The organism is Aeromonas sp. FDAARGOS 1410 (assembly GCF_019048745.1).
In the GTDB taxonomy this organism is placed as follows: domain Bacteria; phylum Pseudomonadota; class Gammaproteobacteria; order Enterobacterales; family Aeromonadaceae; genus Aeromonas; species Aeromonas jandaei.
Genome location: NZ_CP077401.1, coordinates 3745801 through 3767089 on the forward strand (window position 1 = coordinate 3745801; position 21289 = coordinate 3767089).

A 21289-nucleotide genomic window follows, 5' to 3' on the forward strand; every position below is an offset into this window, starting at 1 on the left:
GCTCGGTTATGAATGAGGCGGCAAGCCTAAGCAAGAGAGGGGGTGGGGACAATTCACAATGGCGGGGTGATACAGGAAGAGTTCAGATTGGGGCACTGACTGGTCAGAAGTGCATCAGTGCCCCGGTTTGATTGTGGTCGGATGAGTCACATGGCCAGACCCGAAACCGTGGCGGAGACATTGTTTGCCTCGCGGCGGATCTCGCTCATCACCTCGTTGACCTCGCCAACCTGCTGCTTGCCCAGCTCGGCGCTGCCCGCCACATCAGACATCTCGGCGGTCACCTTGGCGGTCAGTTCACGGTTGTTCTGCACCACCTTGGCTATCTCGTCGGTAGAGAGAGAGGTGCGTGCCGCCAGCTGGCGAACCTCGTCAGCCACCACCGCAAAGCCACGCCCCTGATCCCCGGCCCGGGCCGCTTCGATGGCCGCGTTGAGGGCGAGCAGGTTGGTCTGGTCGGCAATGCTGCTGATGGTGGAGACAATCGCCTCTATGCTGCGCGACTGCTCGTTCAGCTGATTGATAAGGCCAATGCTGTGGGTCAGCTGGCTGGCAATCAGGCTGGAGGTATCGACCACCGAGGCGAGCAGCCCAGCCCCGCGCTCGGCACAGCTGAGGGTCTCCCGCGCCGCATCATGGGCCAGCATGGCCGCTTCGCGCACCGCATCGCTCTTGTTGATCCGCTCCGTGATGTCGCTGGCAAACTTGATCACCTTCACCACCCGGCGGGTATCATCCAGGATTGGGTTGTAGGTCGCCTCCAGCCACACCTTGCTGCCATGGCTATTCTGGCGGCAGAAGAGGCCGGATTTGAACAGGCCGCGCCCAAGCTCTTCCCAGAAGTGGGGATTTTCCTGATAGAAGTGGTCATCGCAGAAGATGCGGTGGTGCTTGCCCTGCACCTGAGCCAGGGTGTAACCCATGGTGTTAAGGAAGTTGGCGTTGGCAGTGAGCACTTCACCGGTCGGCGTGAATTCGATGACGGCCAAAGAACGATCAAGGGCCTTTACCACCGCCTGCTGGCTCAGCAGCTGCAGATGATGCTCTGTAACGTCGGCGGCAATCTTGATCACCCTGGTCACTACGCCGCGCAATTTGACCGGGAAGTAGGTGGCCTCCAGCCAGATTGGCTCGCCGCGACGATTAAAGCGCTGAAAGACCCCGGTACGGGAACGCCCCTGTTTCAGGTCAGCCCAAAACTGTTGATAGGCGCTGCTCTGGGCATACTGCTTGTCGCAAAAGATCCTGTGATGCTGGCCCACGACCTCGGATGCGCTGAATCCCACCACGTTGAGAAAGAGATCGTTGGCGGCCAGCACTGTACCATCAGGGCTGAAAGTGATGGTCGCGACGCTGCCATGCACTGCATCGTAAAATCCCTGTTGCTCCAGAAGCTGCTCCTGACACTGCTGCAACTCGGCTTTCAATTTGTTATTGAACATCGAAACATATCCTCCAGACAGGCACCCGCCATGGCCAAACCACATGGTGGATCAACAAGATAATGACGGCGTGTACCCTCAGCATAGCTGGCTGGGCCATCAGACTCCCTTTTGACAAGCTATTTATTGTCACCCATCACACGACGGGCTGATGGCTGACATGTCCCGGCTCACGGGGCAGTTGGTTGCCACTCCATATAAGCCGGATTGGCGACAAAACCGATCCGCTCATAGAGAGGCCGGCCAGCCTCGCTGGCATGGAGCCATACCTTGCCAAACCTGCGGGCTATGGCCTCTGCCGCCATGGCATCGAGCAGTGCACTGGCTATACCCTGCTTGCGATAATCGGGCAAGGTATACATGTTGAGCAGATAGGCCTCTCTTCCCGCCAGATTGCCGGGATAGGGTGGGCGCACGAACATCGCCAGAGTACCTGCCGCGATAACCTGTTTATCGACCTCGGCCAGCCAGGATAAAGCGGATCCGCTCAAAAATGCGTTGGTAAAATAACGTTCGGTTGCCTGTATCAGGGCGGGGTCGGCTGCAGGGTGCGGTAACTCCCCCACTTCACAGAAGAGCGCCATTCGCATGGCAACCAGCATCGGAATATCGGCCTCGGTGGCCTGACGGATCAGCATCGCAGCTCCTTGCGTCATCGGGATCCATAAAATGAGCAACCAACAGGGGGGAAAGCGCAGCTGCTGCCACATTGTGACATCCCCCTTTTTGCACCAGCGATAGTAACAGAACTGAGCATTAACCATTTGTTTTTAAACGCATAAAAAAAAGACAGCCGAAGCTGTCTTTTTTATCGAAGAGGGTCTTAGTAGAAGATCCGCTCGCCACGTTCGCTCATCTTGAGCCAGACCGGCTTGGTACTGGTCTTGTTCCAGATGCGGTGCAGATAGCTATAAAAGCGGGCGCGATCACTACGAAACAGCATCACTGGAAACGCCAGAATGCCCACCAGCAATACATAAATGCGACGAAGAATAATTTGAGTCAGAGAAAAGGGATGAAACATGATGCAACTCCTTACTGGTACGACCACTGAGCAAAGATTACTCCACTATCCGTAGGATTACTACATCCCCAGCCATATTTTTTCATAAAAACGGCAAATTAGCGGGATAAATGAAATTTAGCAACGTGATTAACCAACAGTTAACACATTTGCGAAAATCGTGCGCTCTGCCACAGTTATGAGTGCGGAAACGTGCCGTATGGAGATGCGTATGAAGCTTTCAGAAGTTGCTCTGCTGGTGCTGATGCTCGCCTTGACCAAGGCGCAAATCGATGAGTGGCAGCTCAATCAGGGGGATGCCATCGTGCTTGCCCGACAAGGGCCAACCACCGTGAGTCTGTGGCAGTGCGGCACACTGAAACAACAGATGGCGGATCTCACCCAATACAGTGCAGAAAGCCAGTTTCAGAATCGGGGCCAAAACGTGGACGAAGTGAATCACTATCTTGAACGGCAGTGGCGAGAAGCAGGCTGCGAACGGCTGATGCTGCAACAGAGCTACTGAAGATCTACTGACAAATTCGGTTTGAGATTATTTCTTGAAAAGAAAGAAGAGAGATGGAGGCACGTTCCGGAGTCGAACCGGACTAAACGGATTTGCAATCCGCTGCATAACCGCTTTGCTAACGCGCCATGCTGACAAGACATATTGTCTTGAAAGTGATATCCATCGTTGGTGCGATGGAAAATTGGAGCGGGAAACGAGACTCGAACTCGCGACCCCGACCTTGGCAAGGTCGTGCTCTACCAACTGAGCTATTCCCGCATTACTGCTTTCGTGCCAGTTGCCTGACAACGAGGCGCATTATACGTACCCCGAGCGACAGCACAACCCTTTTTTCGCATTTAAGCGCCGCAACCGGATCGTTTGCTCACCCTTTAGACGGGTTGCTGCAAAATCAGCCGCCCAGCTGTGACCAACCAAGCGAATTTGGGATAAAGTCGTTGAAATGATTACGCTTTAGTTCGAAACTTGAGCCGCTTAATAACCGGATTCTCAATTGAAATTCACAAGATGAAATGGATCTTCAGGCTTCGTGGACTCAGGCCGCAACTAATGCTGGCTTTTTTCATGTTGGGAATGGTGCCATTCCTGGTCGTCACCCTCTTCTTCCTCTACAGCCACGGCAAGGACCTCACCACCCAGACCTCCAACCATCTGGTCTCCGTTCGCAACATCAAAAAGAGCCAGCTTGAGGATTACTTCAACAACCTCAAGGAGCAGATCACCAACTTCTCCCAGCAGGACTTTGCGGGCAACAGTATCGGTCGCTTCTACGGTTTTGCCGGTGCCTTTGAAAAACTGGGCACCACGCCGCAAGAGGCTCGTGCCCGGGCACAGGCCCGCTATGTGCCGGGCTCCTGGGATCAGCTGCAAAAGCCGGATCCCGAAGTCGAAATCGAACCCTCCATCAGTGCCCTCATTCTGGCTGACGAGATGTATGGCCGAGTGCATCAGCGTTTTCATCGCGGCTATGCCGACATGGTGCGCAAATCCAACTACAGCGACATCTTTCTGGTCGACCTCAACGGTGATGTCGTCTATTCGGTCACCAAACACCCCAACTTTGCCACCAACCTGCTCTCCGGCCCCTATCAGGGCAGTGGCCTCGGCCAGACCTTCGCCAAGATCAAACGGCGCCTCGATGGCGGCCAAAAACCGCAACAGATTTTCGAATTCACCGACTTTGGCCGCAACGAGCTGACCGGTCAGGTGGTCGCCTACATGGCCGCCCCCGTGATGCAGTACGACTATGTGCGCGGGGTGGTCATCTTCGAGCTGCTGCCAGACAAGCTCAACCAGATCATGGCGGAGCGGGAGGGGCTCGGAAAAACCGGCGAGACCATTCTCATCGGCCCCGACAAACGGATGCGGGCCGATGCCTGGCTGGCGCCGGAGTACAGCGTCGAGAACAGTTTCAGCCAGAATTTCCGCCTGCTGCAGACCCCTCTCGTCACCAAGACCCTCTCTGGCGAGCAAGGGGTCGGGCTGTTTCGCTCCTATCAGGATGACGATGTACTCGCCGCCTACACCCAGGTGAAGGTATTCGATACCGAGTGGGCCTTTATCGCCGAGATCTCCACCCGCGAGGCCTATGCCCCCATCCGCCAACTTGAGACGCTGGTCATCGTGCTGGGGGCTGGCTCCCTGCTGCTGCTGATCCTCTTCTCCCGCTGGCTCTCCCACTCCATCACGGCGCCGCTGCGCTCCCTGACCGAGGCGGCCGAGCAGGTTGCCGATGGCGCGCTGGATCACCCCATCGCCATCGAGCGCACCGGCGATGACATCGACCGGCTGGCGCAGGCGTTTCGCCATATGCAGCGCTCGGTGAAGGAGAAGATCGAACTTATCGAACAACAGACCATAGAGCTGCAGCAGCAGGTCAAGCTGACCCACAAGCAGAACCTCAGCTTGCAGCAGGCGGACAAGCTCAAGGATGAACTGCTGGCCAATACCTCCCACGAGCTGCGCACCCCCATCCACGGCATCAAGGGGATGGCCGAGTCGATGCTCGCCAGCCAGCAAGATTTGACCGAGGGGCAGCAGAAACAGCTTGGCCTCATCATCAAGAGCGCCGACGGTCTGGCCCGTCTGGTGGACGATCTGCTCGACTACCACCAGATGCGCTATGGCCAGCTGGAGATCCACCCCCAGCCCGTCTCCTCCAAGGGGGTCATCCGGCTGGTGCTCGACCTCTGCCAGCATCTGGTGCAGGCCAAACCGCTTACTCTGGTGGATATCAGCCCGGCCGAACTGCCTCCCGTGCTGGCCGACGAACAGCGCCTCGAACAGGTGCTCTACAATCTGGTCGGCAACGCCATCAAGTACACGCCGCAGGGCAAGGTGGTGCTGAGCGCCATGGTGGAGGGCAACTTCCTGCGCATCAAGGTGACCGATACCGGCATCGGCATCTCCCCCGAGCATCTGGAGCATATCTTCGAACCGCTGGTACAAATGAGCCCGGAGGTAAGCAAGCAGGGAGCCGGCCTTGGCCTTTCCATCACTCGGCAGCTGGTGCACTTGATGGGTGGCGAGCTGAGTGTGCAGAGCGAGCCGAGCGTCGGCTCCACTTTTGCCTTCACCCTGCCGCTCGCGACCGGCAAGAGCGCCCCGCTGACTCAGGGCAGCCGTCAGATAGAGCTGCAACTGGTGCGCCAGCAGCCGCTCATCCTGCCCGACTGGGAGAGCGAGGATCTGCCTCCGCCGCCCGAAGGTGCCCCCCTCATCCTGGTGGTGGATGACGAGCCCATCAATCTGCACATCCTTCGTCACCTCTTGCAGCCCTGCGGCTATCGCATTCTGCCCAGCAGCGATGGCCACGATGCGTTGGCCAAGCTCACCCAGGAGCCGGTGGATCTCATCCTGCTCGATGTGATGATGCCGACCCTCTCCGGCTTCGATGTCTGCCGCCGGCTCCGGGAGCTCCATCCCAAAGAGAAGCTGCCGGTACTGCTGCTCACTGCCCTCAACCAGCCCAAGGATATCGAGGAGGGATTCAACGCTGGCGCCAACGACTATCTGGTCAAACCCTTCTGCAAAGAGGAGCTGTTCGCCCGGGTCAAAGCCTTGCTGGAGGCCAAGGCAGGGCGAGCCTCTCTGGTTGAGAATCGCTTGCTCAAACAGGAGATAGAGCACCGCCTCACCCTGCAAGAGCGACTCCATCAGGATCAGATGCGCCTGCTGGCCCTGCTCGGCGAAGGGGCCGACCCCATGCTCTTTATCGACGAGCAGGGTACAGTGCTGTTCGCCTCCCGGGTACTGGCTCGCCTGCTGGGTCAGGAGCCGGAAACCATGGAGGGACAAGCTATAGACGAGTGGCTGGCCGAGCCACTGAAAGAGCAGTGGCCCGATCTGGCTGGCCAGCGGGATCATATTGTGGAATTTCTGGTGGCAGGCCAGAAAGATGAGCTCAACGCCCGCGCCCTGCCCATCACCCTCGGGGGGCAAGCGGCCTTTGCCCTTACCTTTACCACTGAACAACGCCAGGATGAGAGCCGTATCGTGGCGCTGGAGAACGCTCTCAAAAACCTCTCCCGGCAAGCCATCATCGAAGATGAGCAGCTGCTGGGCGAGCTGAGCCGACTGGGCGGCGAGTTCCGCTCGCTGGCCGACAACCTCATTCGCCAGCAGGATGACGAGCCCCTGCGCCGCGCTTTGGTGGAGACCATGCAGCTCACCCTGGATGCATGGCAGCAGGGCACCGGCAAGGGCAAAATCGTGCTGGCGGAGAAGAGCAAGCTGTGGCGCGTCTATATGGACAGATCCAGCCCGCAGACCCGTACCCTCGACAAGTACCTCAATCTGGACACCCTGCCCAAATCGCCGCGCTGGAAGACGGTCGTTGCCACCACCGAGTATGTGCTGGGCCACTGCCCGCTCAACGAGCAACAGCGCCAGCAGTTGCAACAGAGTGCCCAGACCCTGCGTCAGCTTGCCAACCGCAAGGTGTGAGTCGGCGCAGGATGCGCGCTGGCTCACACTTGGCAAACCGGTTTCTTTTTCCAGCAAAACAAAGCCCGATATCCCCCCTGAAATCCGAGCCGATCCACGTCACATATTTGTCATGAACGTTGTTTTCAAGGCAACTTTTAGCGCAGAGAGAACGAACTTAACGATATGATTTACAACAGATAAAAATCCATTTTGACGAAATTGACGTAGGACCCGGGATTTTTACGAAAACAACGAAATCAACAGTTGTTGTTTTCCTGTTAACTCTGTTTTGCTAAGAGCGTTGGAAAACAAAACGACAAGGGTGCAGACACCCAACCAACAACGAGGGCCGGTCTCATCAGCATGCGAAACCGGTGCTCACACAAACAAGGCGAACCCTCGGGAATGCCAAAAAAATAAGAAAGGAAAACATATGCTTGCCAAAGTATCCAAAATCTCTACCGCTGTAATGCTGGGAACCATGATGCTTGCCGGTGCTGCCGGCAATGCCATGGCTGCCGAAAACAAGACTGTGCTGACCATGGTTGCACAGCAGGAAACCGCCTGGGTAAAGAACTTCAACCCCTTCCTGCAAGCAGGCCTGCTGCACACTACCCGTCACTTCATCTATGAACCGCTGGTGATCTTCAACGATATGCAGGGTGGCAAACCCGTCTATCGTCTGGCCACCAACTACGAGTTCAGCAAAGACCTGAAATCCGTCACCTTCGATCTGCGTGACGGCGTGAAGTGGTCAGATGGTCAGCCCTTTACTGCTGATGACATCCTGTTCTCCTTCAATCTGGTCAAAGCCAACAAGGCGCTGGATGAGCGCTCAATCTGGACCCAGATCAAGAGCGTCGAGAAGCTGGCCCCGAACAAGGTCAAGTTCGACCTGACCGAGGTCAACACCAACGTGGTGAACGATCTGGTACTGGTGCCCATCGTACCGGAGCATCAGTGGAAGTCGGTGAAAGACCCGGTTGCCTTTACCAACGACAAACCGGTCGGTACCGGCCCCTTCACCGAAGTGGAAAACTTCTCCGCCCAGCTCTACACCCAGTGCCGCAACCCGCACTACTGGGATAACGCCAACCTCTCCATCGACTGTATCCGCATGCCGCAGATGGCCACCAACGATCAGGTGCTGGCTGCTGTGATGAAGGGCGACATCGACTGGTTCGGCTCCTTCGTACCGGATATCGAGCGTCTCTACGTCGGCAACGATCCGAAGAACAACAAGTACTGGTTCCCGGCCTCCGGTACCGTAGCGTTCAACGTCAACTTCCAGACCAAAAACCCGGGCAACCACGAAGCCTTCAATGACGTCAACTTCCGCCGCGCCTTCTCCATGGCGATGGATCGCCAGTCCATGGTGGATATCGCGGGCTACGGCTACCCGACCGTCAACGAATACCCGTCAGGGCTTGGCAAGGCGTTCGCCTCCTGGAACAACCCGGATGTGGACAAGAAATACGGCAAGTTCAACAAGTACGATCTGGAAGGGGCCAAGGCCCTGTTGAAACAGGCTGGCTACAAGGATTGTGACGGCGACAAGTTCCTCGACACCCCGAGCTGCAAAAAGATTGAGTTCAAGGTACTGGTGCCGAATGGCTGGACCGACTGGGTCAACACAGTACAGATCGGCGTGGAAGGGCTGCAGGCACTGGGCCTGAATGCCAAGACCGCCACCCCGGAAGCAACCGTCTGGACCGAGAACCTCATCACTGGCGACTTTGATGTGGCGCTGCAGGGCTACTTTGCCGGTGCCAACCCGCACAAGTACTTCGAGACCGCCTTCCACTCCCGCAACATGGGTGAACGTGGCAACCGCTTTGCGGCTCCCCGCTACAAAGATCCCGAGCTGGACAAACTGATCGACGACTTCACCCAGACCGCCGATGCAGCCAAGCAGAAGGACATCATGTTTGCGATTCAGGAGCGGGTCGGTGCCAACCAGACCATCATTCCGGTCTTCAACAACCCGACCTGGTATGAGTACAGCACCAAGCGTTTCCACGGCTGGTTCAGCGCTGACAACCCGGTTGCCAAGCCGCAGCTCCACCCGGACACCCCCGAGCGTCTGCTGCACATCCTGGCACTCAAGCCAAACAGCTAAACAATCCCGGCCCCCTGCGGGGGGCCATCTTCCCCGTTGATCCCCCCTTCTGCCCGCATCTGCCGGGGTTGGGGTAGCCATGCCCGACGCGGGGCGGACTTGCAGTAAAAGGTATCATCATGGGATTCATACTGAGACGCTTTTCCTTCTATCTGGTTGCCTTTCTGGTAGCCGCCACCATCAACTTCCTGTTACCCCGAGCCATGCCAGGCGATCCTGTCTCCGTGATGTTTGCCCGCGCTGGCGCCATGATGGAACCCGCCGCACTGGAAGCGCTCAAGGCCACCTTCGGCTTTGTCGACGGCCCCATCGGCACCCAGTTTCTTACCTATGTGAAGAGTGTCTTCACCTGGGACCTCGGCACCTCGGTGCGCTTCTATCCACAGCAGGTCTCCGACGTGCTGGGCCGCGCCATCGGCTGGACCCTGTTTCTGGTGGGTACCTCCACCATTCTGAGTTTCTCCGTCGGATCCATCGTCGGCATCTTCGCCGCCTGGTATCGCGGCGGCCGGATGGACAGCATCCTCTCCCCACTCACTCTGGTGATGCAGGCGATTCCGCCGGTAGTCGTCTCCCTGCTTGCCCTGTTCCTGTTCGGGGTGAGTCTTGAATGGCTGCCGATTGGCTACGCCTACAGCCCGGAGATCACGCCGGACTGGGGCTGGGAGCACATCAAGAGCATCCTGACCCACGCCATCATGCCGGTCGGCACTCTGGCCATGGTGCAGGTGGGGGGCTTTCTCATCACCATGCGCAACAACATGATCAACCTGCTGGGCGAGGATTACATCACCATGGCCAAAGCCAAGGGGCTCTCCAGCAACCGGGTGATCTTCAACTACGGCGCCCGCAACGCCATTCTGCCCAGCGTCACCGCCCTCTCCATGGCGCTCGGTTTCGTCATCGGTGGCTCCCTCATCACCGAGGTGATCTTCAACTATCCCGGCCTGGGCCTGACCCTCTATCAGGGCATTCTGGCCCGCGACTACCCGCTCATTCAGGGGCAGCTGCTCATCATGACCATCACCATGCTCAGCTTCAACTTCCTGGCCGACGTGCTCTACGTCTTCCTGGATCCCCGTCTGCGTACAGGAGGCAAATAAGATGCGTATGCCGACCATTCTCAAAATCCTGCTGGGCAACAAGAAGGCTGCCTGCGGCCTCATCATCGTCGTTACCTTCGTGCTGATGGCGCTGTTTGCCCCCCTGCTGGCCAGCAACGAGCCGACCAAACGGGTTGCCCGTCCCCACCAGCCGCCCAGCGCCGAGTTCGTAATGGGCACCACCCGCATGGGCCACGATATCTGGTCCCAGTTCACCAATGGCGCCCGTATCTCCTTGCTGGTGGGCTTTAGTGCAGGCCTGCTGGTCTGCACCCTGGCCGTCGCCATCGGCATCACCGCCGGCTACTTTGGTGGTCTGGTGGACGAGTGCCTCACCTTCCTGATGAACGTGGTACTGGTGATCCCCAACCTCCCCTTGCTACTGGTGCTGGCAAGCTTTATCGGGGAGGCGTCACCGGCGGTCATTGCGGTGATAATAGGGTTGACCTCGTGGGCCTATGGCGCACGGGTGATCCGCGCCCAGACTCTGGCGCTACGCGAAAAAGAGTTCGTCATCGCCGCCGAAGTGCTGGGTGAGCCGGCCTGGCGCATCATTCTGGTGGAGATCCTGCCCAACCTCATCTCCATCATCGGGGTGAGCTTTATCGGCTCCATCATCTACGCCATCGTCACCGAAGCGACCCTGGAGTTCCTCGGCCTCGGCGACCCGACCGTGGTGAGCTGGGGCATCATGCTCTACAACGCCCAGACCTCCAGCGCCATTCTGGTCGGCGCCTGGTGGGAGATCCTGGCCCCTTGCTTTGCCATCGCCACTCTGGGCGCCGGTCTGGCCCTGCTCAACTTCGCCATCGACGAGATCGCCAACCCGCAGCTGCGCTCCCACAAAGGGCTCAACCGTTGGAAAAAACTCGCCGCGCCAATCCCTTCTGCGGTATCAGCACAGGAGAAGACAGCATGAACAAGCATCCCCTGCTGTCAGTACGCAATCTCTGCGTCGACTACATCACCGAAAATGGCGACGTGCGCGCCGTCAACTCGGTGAGCTTCGATATCAAACAGGGTGAGATCTTCGGTCTCGCCGGCGAGTCTGGCTGCGGCAAATCCACCGTCGCCTTCTCGGTAGCCCGGCTGCACAAACCGCCCGCCTACATCAGCGGTGGCGAAATCCTGTTCAAGGGGGAGAACATCCTCCACTACAACGACGAGCGGCTGCGCTCCTATCGCTGGCAACAGGTGTCGGTGGTGTTCCAGTCTGCCATGAACGCCCTGAACCCGGTACTGCGGATGGAGGAGCAGTTCTGCGACGTGCTGCTGGCCCACAACCCCGGCATGACCCGCTACGAGGCGATCAAGCGCGCCCAGGAGCTGCTCACCATCGTCGATATCCACCCGAGCCGGCTCAAGGATTACCCGCACCAGTTCTCCGGCGGCATGCGCCAGCGGCTGGTGATTGCCATCGCCATGGCGCTTAACCCCGAGCTGCTCATCATGGATGAGCCGACCACGGCGCTCGATGTGGTGGTGCAGCGGGAGATCCTGCAGAAGGTCTATGCCCTGAAAGAGAAGTTCAACTTCTCCATTCTGTTCATCACCCACGACCTCTCCCTGATGGTGGAGTTCTGCGATCGCATCGGCATCATGTATGCCGGTGAACTGGTGGAGGTTGCCCCCTCCAAGGCGATCCTGACCGCGCCGCTGCACCCCTATACCAGAGGGCTCGGCAACTCCTTCCCGCCCCTGCACGGGCCGAAGAAGGTGCTGGAGGGGATCCCGGGCACCCCGCTCAACCTGCTGGAGGTGCCGGTCGGCTGCCGCTTTCAGGCCCGCTGCGGCAAGGTGCACGATCGCTGCCGTCAGGAGTACACCAGATTGGCCGAGATCCGCCCCGGGCAACAGACCGCCTGCCATCTCTATGACGTGCAGGATGAACAACAAGATCCCCTGATCTATCTGGACAAGGCCGCTGGCTGTTAAGGATGTCTGTCATGCAAATCGCCAAAACCGATGCACCCATCATCGAAGTCCAGCACCTCTACAAGGACTTCCCCATCAACTCCAATGCCATCAAGAGTGGCAAGATGCGGGCCCTCTCCGACATCACCTTCAACCTGCACCGGGGCCGCGCCCTGGCGGTGGTCGGGGAGTCGGGCTCCGGCAAGAGCACCATCGCCAAGATCATCGCCAAGATGTACAAGCTCAGTGCCGGGCGCATTCTCTATCGCGGCCACGATCTGGAGGAGTTCAACAAGGGCACCGCCCTGCTGGATTATCGCCAGAGCGTGCAGATGGTGTGGCAAGATCCGTTCGGTTCGCTCAACCCGACCCACACCATCTACCACCACATCGCCCGCCCCCTGCTGCTGCACAGCAAGGTGATCGACAAGAGAGATCTGCCCGACATGGTCTACGCCCTGCTGGAGAAGGTCGGCCTGACCCCCGCCAAGGCGACCGCGGCCAAGTACCCGCACCAGCTCTCCGGCGGCCAGCGCCAGCGGGTCAACATCGCCCGCAATCTGGCGGTGGAGGCGGAAGTGGTATTGGCGGACGAACCCACCTCCATGCTCGACGTCTCCATTCGCATCGGCATCCTCAACCTGATGGAGCAGATGAAGGATGAGCTTGGCGTCTCCATGCTCTACATCACCCACGATATCGCCACCGCTCGCTACGTGGCGGAAGATCTGGCGGTAATGTACGTGGGCCACATGGTGGAGTGGGGCGAGGTGGACGAGATCCTGCACCACCCGCAGCACCCCTATACCCAGCTGCTCATCTCGGCGGTGCCCGACCCCGAGAAGAGCATCCACGCCGAGCTTGAGGGCGGACGAAAAGGGGAGATCCCGCTCTGGACGCCCGAGTCCTGCGGTTGCCCCTTTGCCGGGCGCTGCAATCAGGCGATGCCCCGCTGCAAGGAGAGTCTGCCTGCCATCACCAGGCTTGCCGACAACCACTTCGTGCGTTGCTACCTCTACGAGTGAGGGTAAGCCTTAGACCGGCCGGACTGCACAGTCCGGCCATGCCTCGATACGGGGCGGCCACGGCCCCGTAATGTGCCTCACCGTCAGTCGGTGAACCACAGGAGTAATACCTTGATGGAACTCTTGATCAATCAGGTGGGCTACGAGTGCGACGGACACAAGGTCGCCCTCTTGCAAACCTCCCCCGCCCATGATCTCGGCGGCTATGTCAGGCTGCAACGCCTCGATGATGGCCAGATCCTGTTTGAAACTCCGCTACAAGCGGCTGGCAGCGTTCCCGGCTGGCAGGGGCGTGCTTACTGGCGCGCCGACTTCTCTGCATTCAAGGAGCCCGGCCATTATCGGCTGGAGGCGATCACTGCCCAAGGCATTGTCCGCTCGACCCGTTTTGCCATCGGCCAGGATCTGCTGGCCAGCCGCTGCCTCTCCGATGTCATTCACTACTTCAAGGGGCAGCGCGCCAGTGGCATCTTTGATCGGGCCGACCGCAGCGCCCGCCTGTTTGGCACCGACCAGCACAGGGATGTACATGGCGGCTGGTTCGATGCCAGCGGCGACATGAGCAAATACCTGAGCCACCTCTCCTACGCCAACTACCTCAACCCCCAGCAGACCCCCATGGTGGTGTGGTCGCTGCTCAAGTGCCGGGAACTGCTGACCCCGCGCCGCGATATCGACGGGGTCAACCTCTGCAAGCGGCTCAATGACGAGGCGCTGCACGGCGCCGATTTCCTCTGCCGGATGCAGGATGAATCGGGCTTCTTCTACATGACCCTGTTCGACAAGTGGAGCAAGGATCCCGCCCAGCGCGAGCTGTGCGCCTATGCCACCCAGCAGGGGATCAAATCCGCCAACTGGCAGGCCGGTTTCCGCCAGGGGGGCGGCATGGCCATCGCCGCGCTGGCCCGCGCTGCCCGCGAGCACATCGGCGGTGACTTCGATACCAACCATTACGCCGAGGCGGCCAAACGCGGCTACCTGCATCTGCGTGAGCATAACCTTGCCTATCTGGACGACGGGGTCGAAAACATCATCGACGACTACTGCGCCCTGCTGGCGGCGGTGGAGCTGACCCGCACCTTCGGCTCCGAGTGGCTGAATGAGGTGAGAGCCCGCGCCAGCAAGCTCTGCGCCCGTCAGCGCATTCATCCGGAGCTGGGTCACTACTGGTCGGCCAACGAGGATGGCTCGCGCCCCTACTATCACGCCGCCGAAGCGGGGCTGCCGGTGCTGGCGCTGCTGGAATATCTGGGCGTAGAGCCGGATCAGGGGCACCAGGCCCGGGTACAAACCGTGGTGGAGCAGGCGCTGGCCGCCGAGTTGGCGCTCTGCGCACGGGCGGGTAACCCCTTCTCCCTCGCCCGACAATATGTCAAAGGGGTGGATGAAGCGCCGCGCGTCAGCTTCTTTATGCCTCACAACAACGAATCCGGTTACTGGTGGCAGGGGGAGAATGCCCGGCTGGCCTCGCTGGCCGCGATGGCCTTTGCCGCCGCGGCACAGTTGCCTCTACAGAACAGGTTGCTGCGCACTTTCGGTCAGCACCAGCTCGACTGGATCCTCGGGCAAAACCCCTTTAACGCCTGCATGCTGACCGGTCACGGCATCAATAACCCCACCTATACCGCCGGTTATCCCAATGCGCAGGGGGGCATCTGCAACGGCATCACCTCAGGGTTTGATGACGAAATTGAGGTGGCCTTTATTCCGGAGGAGTACAGGGAACGGCTGGATCAGAACTGGCGTTGGGGCGAGCAGTGGATCCCCCATGCAGCCTGGTTTGCCCTTGCCATCAGCTGGCAAAATGCCGCAGGAGGTCGCCATGATTGAGTACTGGGTCGGGGTCGATGGCGGTGGCACCCACACCCGCGCCCGCATTCGGGATCGAGCCGGCAAGCTGCTCGGCGAAGGGCGCGCCGCCGGCTCCAATCTTGAGCTGGGGATCCCTCACGCTCATGCAAATGTGCTGGCCGCCATCGCCAGCGCTCGCCTTACGGCCGGACTCGGCATCGAGTGCGAACAACAGATGGGGGTCGGGCTGGCGCTCGCCTCCGCCGAGCTGGCCGACTGCTATCACGCCCTGCTCGAGATGCCCTTCCCCTTTGCGAGCGTCAAGCTCACCTCCGATGCCTTCGGCGCCTGCCTCGGCGCCTTTGGTGGTCGGGAGGGGGCCATTCTGATCGCCGGCACCGGTTCGGTCGGGCTGGTTTATCAGAATCACCAGATCCGCACCTGCTCCGGGCGGGGCTTTCCCATTTCGGATCTCGGCAGCGGCGCCTGGCTGGGCTTACGCGCCATCCAGCAATCCCTGCTCTGCCACGACGGCATCCTGCCCCCCAGCACCCTGGCCATCCGTTTGCTCGACCACTTCAAACGGGATCAGGCCGAGGTAGTGCGCTGGGCTGCTCGCGCCATTCCCGCCGACTACGGCCGCTTCGCCCCCTGGGTATTCGATGCGGCCAGCGACGGCGATGATCTCGCCAACCAGTTGCTGGATGAGACTTGCGCCCAGCTCACCATCCTGCTGGAGGGAATGAAGTTGCTGGGTGCCACCAAGATCGCCCTGCTGGGTGGTATCGGCACCCGCCTCGCCCCTCGCCTTGGCGAGCTGAACCTTGTGGCCCCCAGAAGCGATGCACTCGACGGGGCCATCCTGTTTGCCCAATCAGAGGATTATCCATGTCTACACCCCTGATCCACTCCCGGGTCACCCGACGTGACGGCGAGGATGTCTGGTTTGCCTTCACCCTGTCCAATCTGCCGGCAGAGGCTTGGAAGCTGCACTTCTGTCTGGCACGCCATATCGACCCGGAATCGCTGCAAGGGGGCGAGCTGGAGCGCCAGAGCGGCAGCTACAAGGTGCTGATCCCGCAGACTGGCAGCAACGAGATCCTGTTTTGCTGCCGCCAGACTCCCCTCAAAAAGATCTCCGACATGCCGCAGGGCTTCTTCCTGAGCCTGCCCGACGCCACCACAGGCCCCCAGCTGCTGCCGGTGACCCTGGCCGCAGAGGAGCTGGGGCTGGAAAACCCGCTCACCCGCAAGCCAGACCTGCCGGACGTCGAACCGCTGCCCGGCATAGTGCCGCAGCCCGCACATCTGACACTGCAGGAGGGATATTTTCGCCTCGCCGAGCGGGCCCACGTGAGCGCCATCCGCGATATCAGCGGCTTGCTTGGCCACTTCAACGAGCTCACATCGCTGGCACTGGAGCAGGATCACGACGCCGCGATCAGGTTGGTTGAGACAGCGCTGGCCCCCGAAGCCTACCAGCTCACCATCACCGAAGAGGAGATAGTGATTGCCGCTGCGGGCGAGAGCGGCTGGCGTCACGCTCTGGTCACGCTGGCCCAGTGGTATCTGCAGCACGGCGAGAGCCTGCCCTGCCTGACGCTGGAGGACAGCCCGCGCTTTGGCTTTCGCGCCATCTTTCTCGACTGCGCCCGCCACTTTCACAGCACGGCGACCATCAAGCGGCTGCTCAAGCTGATGAGCCTCTACAAGTTCAACCGCTTCCACTGGCATCTGACCGATGACGAGGGGTGGCGCCTCGAGATCAATGCCTTCCCCGAGCTCACCACGGTGGGTGCCTGGCGCGGCCATGAGCTGGCCATAGATCCGCAGCTGAGCGGTGGCCCCAGCCCCTACGGTGGCTACTACACCCAGAGCGAGGTGCGCGAGCTGGTGGCCTATGCCGAAGGGCTTGGTATCACCATCATCCCCGAAATCGACATTCCGGGTCACTGCCACGCCGCCATCAAGGCGCTGCCGGATCTGCTGGTGGAAGAGGCTGATCGCTCCCGCTACCGCTCGGTGCAGCACTTTGACGACAATGTGCTCAACCCCGCCCTCCCCGGCACCTACCGTTTTCTGGAAGCGGTGCTGGACGAGGTGTGCGAGCTCTTCCCCGGCCCCCAGATCCACATGGGGGGAGATGAAGTTCCAAGCGGCGTCTGGACCGACAGTCCCGCCTGCCAGCAGCTGATGACCGAGCAGGGCTACGCCGACTGCCGCGAACTGCAGGGCCATCTGTTGCGCCACTGCCAGCGCTATCTGGCCGCCAGAGGCAAACAGATGATCGGCTGGGAGGAGATCCTGCATGGGGACAAGGTGAGCCGCAAAGCGGCCATCTGCGCCTGGACCAGCTTTCAGGCTGGGCTGGACGCAGCCGCGGCCGGTTATCCGGTGGTAATGGCGCCCGCCCAGTTCCTCTATCTCGACCTCGCCTGGAGCGCCGATATTCACGAACCCGGCCTCTACTGGGCGGGCACCCTCAATCTGGAGCAGATCTACTCATGCGATCCTGCCCCAGCCGATTTCCATGCCAGCGATAACATCCTCGGGGTGCTGAGCCCCTTGTGGTCAGAATTGATCACCTCGCGCGATCGTCTCGACTACATGTTGTTCCCGCGCATGCTGGCCACGGCCGAGGTGGCCTGGAGCGAGCCCGCCCGCAAGGGATGGGAGCACTTCGCCGCCCGGCTGCCCGGCCAACTGCAGATCCTCGACCAGCTGCAGGTGCGCTACCGGATGCCACAGAGGTAATGTTGTCTTTACTTTGGCGGCCCTCAGGCCGCCTTTTTTATTCAGGCCCCACCATCCCCTGATATCAGATATTCCAACCTCTCCCACGCCTTGCTCCCGACCCCGCCGAGAAGCCACAATGACCCATCCACTCAACGGCAACAGCAGACTCTCCATGTATCACCCCTCCCATGAAAAAGTGGCCAGAATCGAGGCGATTATCGCGCTCATTCCTGCAGGCAAGGTGGCCAGCTACGGTCAGGTTGCCGATCTGGCGGGTCTACCCGGGCGGGCAAGGCTGGTGGGCAAGGTGCTGCGGGAGACCGACAAGGTGCTGCCATGGCACAGGGTGCTCGGCGCTGCCGGTACCATTTCGTTGCCCAAAGGGTCTGAAGGATTTGCCACCCAGGTCGGCTTGTTGCAGGAAGAGGGGGTTGCCGTGATTGGCGGGCGAGTCAGAATGCGGGATTGGCAGTGGCAGCCCGACCTGGCCGAGCTGCTGTTTTTACTGCCATTTTGATATTGTTCTTCACCTGAAGTGGTGATTGTTGGCCTGACGCTCACTCCAGCGGAGCCAGGATCTCGTCACTGCGTACCTGCACCGGAATGGTCTCATCTTCGCGCTGCAGCAGCACCAGCAAGCTCTGCCGGTCCACTTCCAGCACATAGGCCGCCCCTTCACGGGTCATGCAGCTCATGCCCGGCCGGATCTCGTGTATCTCCATCACCACCTCCCTGTTACAACGCTGCACTCCTTGCAGCTGGTACTCAGTATATGCTGCTCAACAAGCAAAGAGGCCCCTTGTCGGGGCCTCTTTCTCATCAGGCTTTCTTCGCCTTTGGCAAACTCTCTTGCCAGGTACCGTTATCGTAGTGAGCGGTCCAACCGGTCGCCTTGCCGTTGACCTCGGTCATTACGTACTGCTCCTTGGTCTTGCGACTGAAGCGCACGATGGCCGGGTTGCCATCCGGATCGGTGAGCGGGGCTCCCGCCAGATACTTGTGCTTGGCCGAGATGCGATCCTTGAAGCGCTTGAGCTCCTCCACCAGCGGCGCGCGGGTCTCGCGCGATTTGGGGAAGTTGCTGGCAGCCAGGAACAGACCGGCAGCCCCGTCGCGCAGCACAAAGTGGGCATCGGACTGGGTGCACTTGAGCTCGGGCAGCGGCACCGGATCCTCTTTCGGCGGCGCGATGTCACCGTTTTTCAGGATCTTGCGAGTGTTCTTGCAGGTCTCGTTGGTGCAGCCCATGTACTTGCCGAAACGACCGTTCTTGAGCTGCATCTCGCTGCCACAGCGGTCACACTCGATGCTCGGCCCTTCGTAGCCCTTGAGTTTGAACTGACCTTTTTCAATTTCGTAGCCATCGCAATCGGGGTTGCGACCACAGACGTGCAGCTTGCGGCTGTCGTCAATGATGTAGGCATCCATCGCGGTGCCACAGACACCGCAGCGGTGCTTGGCACGCAGCGCCTCGGTTTCAGCCTCTTCGCCGTCAGTGGCAGAGACAAATTCGTCGGCAGAGACCAGGTTGATGGTCTTCTTGCAGCGCTCTTTCGGCGGCAGGGCATAACCGGAGCAACCAAGGAAGACACCGGTGGTGGCGGTACGGATACCCATCTTGCGCCCGCAATCAGGGCAGTCGATATCGGTCAGCACCATCTGGTTGGCACGCATGCCACCCTCTTCCGGCGCCTTGTCCGCCTTCTCCAGCTCATGGGTAAACTCGGCGTAGAAGGCATCCAGCACCTTCTTCCACTCGAGGCTCCCTTCGGCGATGCCATCGAGCTTGTCTTCCATCTTGGCGGTGAACTCGTAGTTCATCAGCTCGACGAAGTTCTCGACCAGACGATCGGTGACGATCTCGCCCATCTTCTCGGCGAAGAAACGGCGACTGTCGACCCGCACATACCCGCGATCGACGATGGTGGAGATGATGGAGGCGTAGGTAGACGGACGACCAATGCCGCGTTTTTCCAGCTCGCGCACCAGCGCTGCTTCGGTGAAGCGGGCGGGCGGCTTGGTGAAGTGCTGACGCGGATCCAGTTTGACCAGTTTCAGAACCTCGCCGACAGTCACCGCCGGCAGCTGGCTGTCTTCGCCCTTGCGGCCCATCGGCGGCAGCGCCTTGGTCCAACCGGCGAAGCGCAGGGTACGGCCACGGGCTTTGAGCTCGAACTCGCCCGCCTTGACGGTCAGGGTGGAGGAGTCGTACTGAGCCGGGGTCATCTGGCAGGCGACAAACTGACGCCAGATGAGGTCGTACAGGCGCATCGCATCCGGTTCCATCCCTTCCAGCATCTCGGCAGTCACCAGCACACTGGAGGGGCGGATCGCTTCGTGGGCCTCCTGGGCATTGGCCTTGGCACCGTAGAGGTTAGGCTCGGCCGGCAGGTAGGCTGAGCCATACTGCTCGCCGATATATTCTCGCACCGCGTCCACTGCCTCTTTGCTGAGGTTGGTGGAGTCGGTACGCATATAGGTGATGTAACCCGCTTCATAGAGACGCTGGGCCATCATCATGGTCTTCTTGACCCCGAAGCTCAGCCGGGTAGAGGCCGCCTGCTGCAGAGTAGAGGTGATGAAAGGAGCAGAAGGCTTGGAACCGGTCGGCTTGTCTTCCCGGTTCACCACCTTGTAGTCGACCCCTTCCAGCGCTGCGACGGCGGCGAAGGTCTCGGCCTGGGTGACCGGCTTGAAGTCGGCGCCGTTGCGGCTGACTACTTCCATCCGCAGATCAGCCTTGTCACCAGTCAGCAGGTCAGCGTTGAGATCCCAGAACTCGACCGGCACGAACGCCTTGATTTCGCGCTCTTTATCGACGATCAGACGCACCGCGACGGACTGCACCCGGCCGGCAGAGAGGCCGCGCGCCAACTTTTTCCACAGCAGCGGAGAGACCATGTAGCCCACGACGCGGTCGAGGAAACGACGGGCCTGCTGGGCGTTGACGCGGTCAATGTTGAGCTCGGAGGGCTGGGCAAACGCCTCCTTGATGGCGGTCTTGGTGATCTCGTTGAACACCACGCGCTTGTAGCGGCTCTCGTCGCCACCGATGATCTCGCGCAGGTGCCAGGCGATCGCTTCCCCTTCTCTATCCAAGTCGGTTGCGAGATAGATGGTGTCTGCCTTCTCGGCCAGACTTTGCAACTCGCTGACCACCTTCTCCTTGCCGGGCAAAATCTGGTAGTTGGCCTGCCAGCCCGCGGTCGGGTTGATCCCCATCCGGGCAAACAGGGCTTTGCGCTCCTTGGCTGCCTTTTCGGTTTCGCTCAACTTGATGCCGCGAATGACGGGTTTCTTGGGCTCGGTGCTGGCGCTGCCGCTGGTGGGCAGATCGCGAACATGACCCACGCTGGATTTCACCACGTAGTCCTTGCCCAGATATTTGTTGATGGTCTTGGCCTTGGCCGGAGACTCCACTATGACCAGTGATTTGCCCATGCTGTAACTATTATCCTCATTGCACCCGACGGGGTTGGTGTGCGGTTTTGTGGGGCTGTATAAGAGATTTGACGGGAAAAAGCAATCTTGTGACTCAATTTGCCTGACCAGCCCCTACCGCGCTGCTTCTTTATTTATTAATGCGAAGGGTCAGCGTCGGGTGCAACCGCTTTTTCATTTTTCTGCCATACGGCCCCTCTTTTTATATCTGAAACGACATAAAAACGTCTGCTGGTTACCGGCTTGTTACAAAAACATA

The 21289-nt window shown here is 59.9% G+C and carries 16 protein-coding genes and 2 tRNA genes; 11 read left to right on the top strand and 7 right to left on the bottom strand.

What is annotated here, in order from left to right; all coding sequences use genetic code 11:
* Window positions 1–146: 146 nt before the first annotated feature.
* The 3 genes from I6L40_RS17400 to I6L40_RS17410 form a co-directional block, all read right to left on the bottom strand.
* Window positions 147–1442: a PAS domain-containing methyl-accepting chemotaxis protein gene (locus I6L40_RS17400; protein ID WP_071910704.1), complete on the bottom strand. Its 1296-nt coding sequence runs from the start codon at window positions 1440–1442 to the stop codon at window positions 147–149.
* A 170-nt stretch (window positions 1443–1612) separates the two neighbouring features.
* A complete protein-coding gene (locus tag I6L40_RS17405; protein WP_071910702.1) occupies window positions 1613–2080 on the bottom strand; it encodes a GNAT family N-acetyltransferase in 468 nt (155 codons plus the stop codon).
* Between the two features lie 185 nt (window positions 2081–2265).
* Complete coding sequence (locus I6L40_RS17410; RefSeq protein WP_005334863.1) at window positions 2266–2466, bottom strand: YbfA family protein; 201 nt, start codon at window positions 2464–2466, stop codon at window positions 2266–2268.
* A gap of 211 nt (window positions 2467–2677) precedes the next feature.
* On the opposite strand from I6L40_RS17410, the gene I6L40_RS17415 reads away from it, so the two are divergent.
* A complete protein-coding gene (locus I6L40_RS17415; protein WP_042029394.1) occupies window positions 2678–2971 on the top strand; it encodes a hypothetical protein in 294 nt (97 codons plus the stop codon).
* A gap of 54 nt (window positions 2972–3025) precedes the next feature.
* Here the strand turns inward: I6L40_RS17415 and I6L40_RS17420 are convergent.
* A tRNA-Cys gene (locus I6L40_RS17420) sits at window positions 3026–3099 on the bottom strand.
* A 57-nt stretch (window positions 3100–3156) separates the two neighbouring features.
* Window positions 3157–3232, bottom strand: a tRNA-Gly gene (locus I6L40_RS17425).
* 249 nt (window positions 3233–3481) lie between these two features.
* On the opposite strand from I6L40_RS17425, the gene I6L40_RS17430 reads away from it, so the two are divergent.
* The 10 genes from I6L40_RS17430 (at window position 3482) to I6L40_RS17475 (ending at window position 18106) form a co-directional block, all read left to right on the top strand.
* Window positions 3482–6919, top strand: coding sequence for an ATP-binding protein (locus I6L40_RS17430; RefSeq protein ID WP_216994645.1), 3438 nt, complete (start codon window positions 3482–3484; stop codon window positions 6917–6919).
* Between the two features lie 415 nt (window positions 6920–7334).
* Window positions 7335–9020, top strand: coding sequence for an ABC transporter substrate-binding protein (locus I6L40_RS17435; RefSeq protein ID WP_041208961.1), 1686 nt, complete (start codon window positions 7335–7337; stop codon window positions 9018–9020).
* A 119-nt stretch (window positions 9021–9139) separates the two neighbouring features.
* Entirely contained in the window at window positions 9140–10123 is a 984-nt protein-coding gene (locus I6L40_RS17440; protein WP_033115357.1) for an ABC transporter permease, read from the top strand.
* A 1-nt stretch (window position 10124) separates the two neighbouring features.
* Entirely contained in the window at window positions 10125–11042 is a 918-nt protein-coding gene (locus I6L40_RS17445) for an ABC transporter permease (protein ID WP_198505891.1), read from the top strand.
* On the top strand, window positions 11039–12058 hold the full coding sequence (locus I6L40_RS17450) for an ABC transporter ATP-binding protein (protein WP_124241763.1): 1020 nt from the start codon (window positions 11039–11041) through the stop codon (window positions 12056–12058). The genes I6L40_RS17445 and I6L40_RS17450 overlap by 4 nt, the downstream gene beginning before the upstream one ends.
* Window positions 12059–12069: 11 nt before the next feature.
* The gene (locus tag I6L40_RS17455; protein WP_198505890.1) at window positions 12070–13062 is read left to right on the top strand and encodes an ABC transporter ATP-binding protein; all 993 of its coding nucleotides are present in this window, start codon (window positions 12070–12072) and stop codon (window positions 13060–13062) included.
* A gap of 114 nt (window positions 13063–13176) precedes the next feature.
* Window positions 13177–14892, top strand: a complete 1716-nt coding sequence (locus I6L40_RS17460; RefSeq protein ID WP_216994646.1) for a glycoside hydrolase family 9 protein — start codon at window positions 13177–13179, stop codon at window positions 14890–14892.
* Complete coding sequence (locus I6L40_RS17465) at window positions 14885–15757, top strand: BadF/BadG/BcrA/BcrD ATPase family protein (RefSeq protein WP_216994647.1); 873 nt, start codon at window positions 14885–14887, stop codon at window positions 15755–15757. Before I6L40_RS17460 ends, I6L40_RS17465 begins: the two co-directional genes overlap by 8 nt.
* Window positions 15742–17607: a beta-N-acetylhexosaminidase gene (locus tag I6L40_RS17470; protein ID WP_071915089.1), complete on the top strand. Its 1866-nt coding sequence runs from the start codon at window positions 15742–15744 to the stop codon at window positions 17605–17607. The genes I6L40_RS17465 and I6L40_RS17470 overlap by 16 nt, the downstream gene beginning before the upstream one ends.
* A 154-nt stretch (window positions 17608–17761) precedes the next feature.
* Complete coding sequence (locus I6L40_RS17475) at window positions 17762–18106, top strand: MGMT family protein (RefSeq protein ID WP_042029407.1); 345 nt, start codon at window positions 17762–17764, stop codon at window positions 18104–18106.
* Window positions 18107–18146: 40 nt separating this feature from the next.
* On the opposite strand, the gene I6L40_RS17480 is transcribed toward I6L40_RS17475, so the two are convergent.
* Together I6L40_RS17480 and topA are read right to left on the bottom strand one after the other, a co-directional pair.
* Window positions 18147–18311 carry a hypothetical protein gene (locus I6L40_RS17480; protein ID WP_165791285.1) on the bottom strand — a complete coding sequence of 55 codons (165 nt, stop codon included), beginning with the start codon at window positions 18309–18311 and terminating at the stop codon, window positions 18147–18149.
* 97 nt (window positions 18312–18408) lie between these two features.
* Entirely contained in the window at window positions 18409–21030 is a 2622-nt protein-coding gene (gene topA, locus I6L40_RS17485) for a type I DNA topoisomerase (protein ID WP_071915087.1), read from the bottom strand.
* Between the last annotated feature and the right edge of the window lie 259 nt (window positions 21031–21289).

Bases quoted from the DNA above. Each gene is read 5' to 3' on its own strand.
- I6L40_RS17400 (WP_071910704.1), bottom strand. From the start codon at position 1,442: ATGTTCAATAACAAATTGAAAGCCGAGTTGCAGCAGTGTCAGGAGCAG.
- I6L40_RS17405 (WP_071910702.1), bottom strand. From the start codon at position 2,080: ATGCTGATCCGTCAGGCCACCGAGGCCGATATTCCGATGCTGGTTGCC.
- I6L40_RS17410 (WP_005334863.1), bottom strand. From the start codon at position 2,466: ATGTTTCATCCCTTTTCTCTGACTCAAATTATTCTTCGTCGCATTTAT.
- I6L40_RS17415 (WP_042029394.1), top strand. From the start codon at position 2,678: ATGAAGCTTTCAGAAGTTGCTCTGCTGGTGCTGATGCTCGCCTTGACC.
- I6L40_RS17430 (WP_216994645.1), top strand. From the start codon at position 3,482: ATGAAATGGATCTTCAGGCTTCGTGGACTCAGGCCGCAACTAATGCTG.
- I6L40_RS17435 (WP_041208961.1), top strand. From the start codon at position 7,335: ATGCTTGCCAAAGTATCCAAAATCTCTACCGCTGTAATGCTGGGAACC.
- I6L40_RS17440 (WP_033115357.1), top strand. From the start codon at position 9,140: ATGGGATTCATACTGAGACGCTTTTCCTTCTATCTGGTTGCCTTTCTG.
- I6L40_RS17445 (WP_198505891.1), top strand. From the start codon at position 10,125: ATGCGTATGCCGACCATTCTCAAAATCCTGCTGGGCAACAAGAAGGCT.
- I6L40_RS17450 (WP_124241763.1), top strand. From the start codon at position 11,039: ATGAACAAGCATCCCCTGCTGTCAGTACGCAATCTCTGCGTCGACTAC.
- I6L40_RS17455 (WP_198505890.1), top strand. From the start codon at position 12,070: ATGCAAATCGCCAAAACCGATGCACCCATCATCGAAGTCCAGCACCTC.
- I6L40_RS17460 (WP_216994646.1), top strand. From the start codon at position 13,177: ATGGAACTCTTGATCAATCAGGTGGGCTACGAGTGCGACGGACACAAG.
- I6L40_RS17465 (WP_216994647.1), top strand. From the start codon at position 14,885: ATGATTGAGTACTGGGTCGGGGTCGATGGCGGTGGCACCCACACCCGC.
- I6L40_RS17470 (WP_071915089.1), top strand. From the start codon at position 15,742: ATGTCTACACCCCTGATCCACTCCCGGGTCACCCGACGTGACGGCGAG.
- I6L40_RS17475 (WP_042029407.1), top strand. From the start codon at position 17,762: ATGTATCACCCCTCCCATGAAAAAGTGGCCAGAATCGAGGCGATTATC.
- I6L40_RS17480 (WP_165791285.1), bottom strand. From the start codon at position 18,311: ATGGAGATACACGAGATCCGGCCGGGCATGAGCTGCATGACCCGTGAA.
- topA (WP_071915087.1), bottom strand. From the start codon at position 21,030: ATGGGCAAATCACTGGTCATAGTGGAGTCTCCGGCCAAGGCCAAGACC.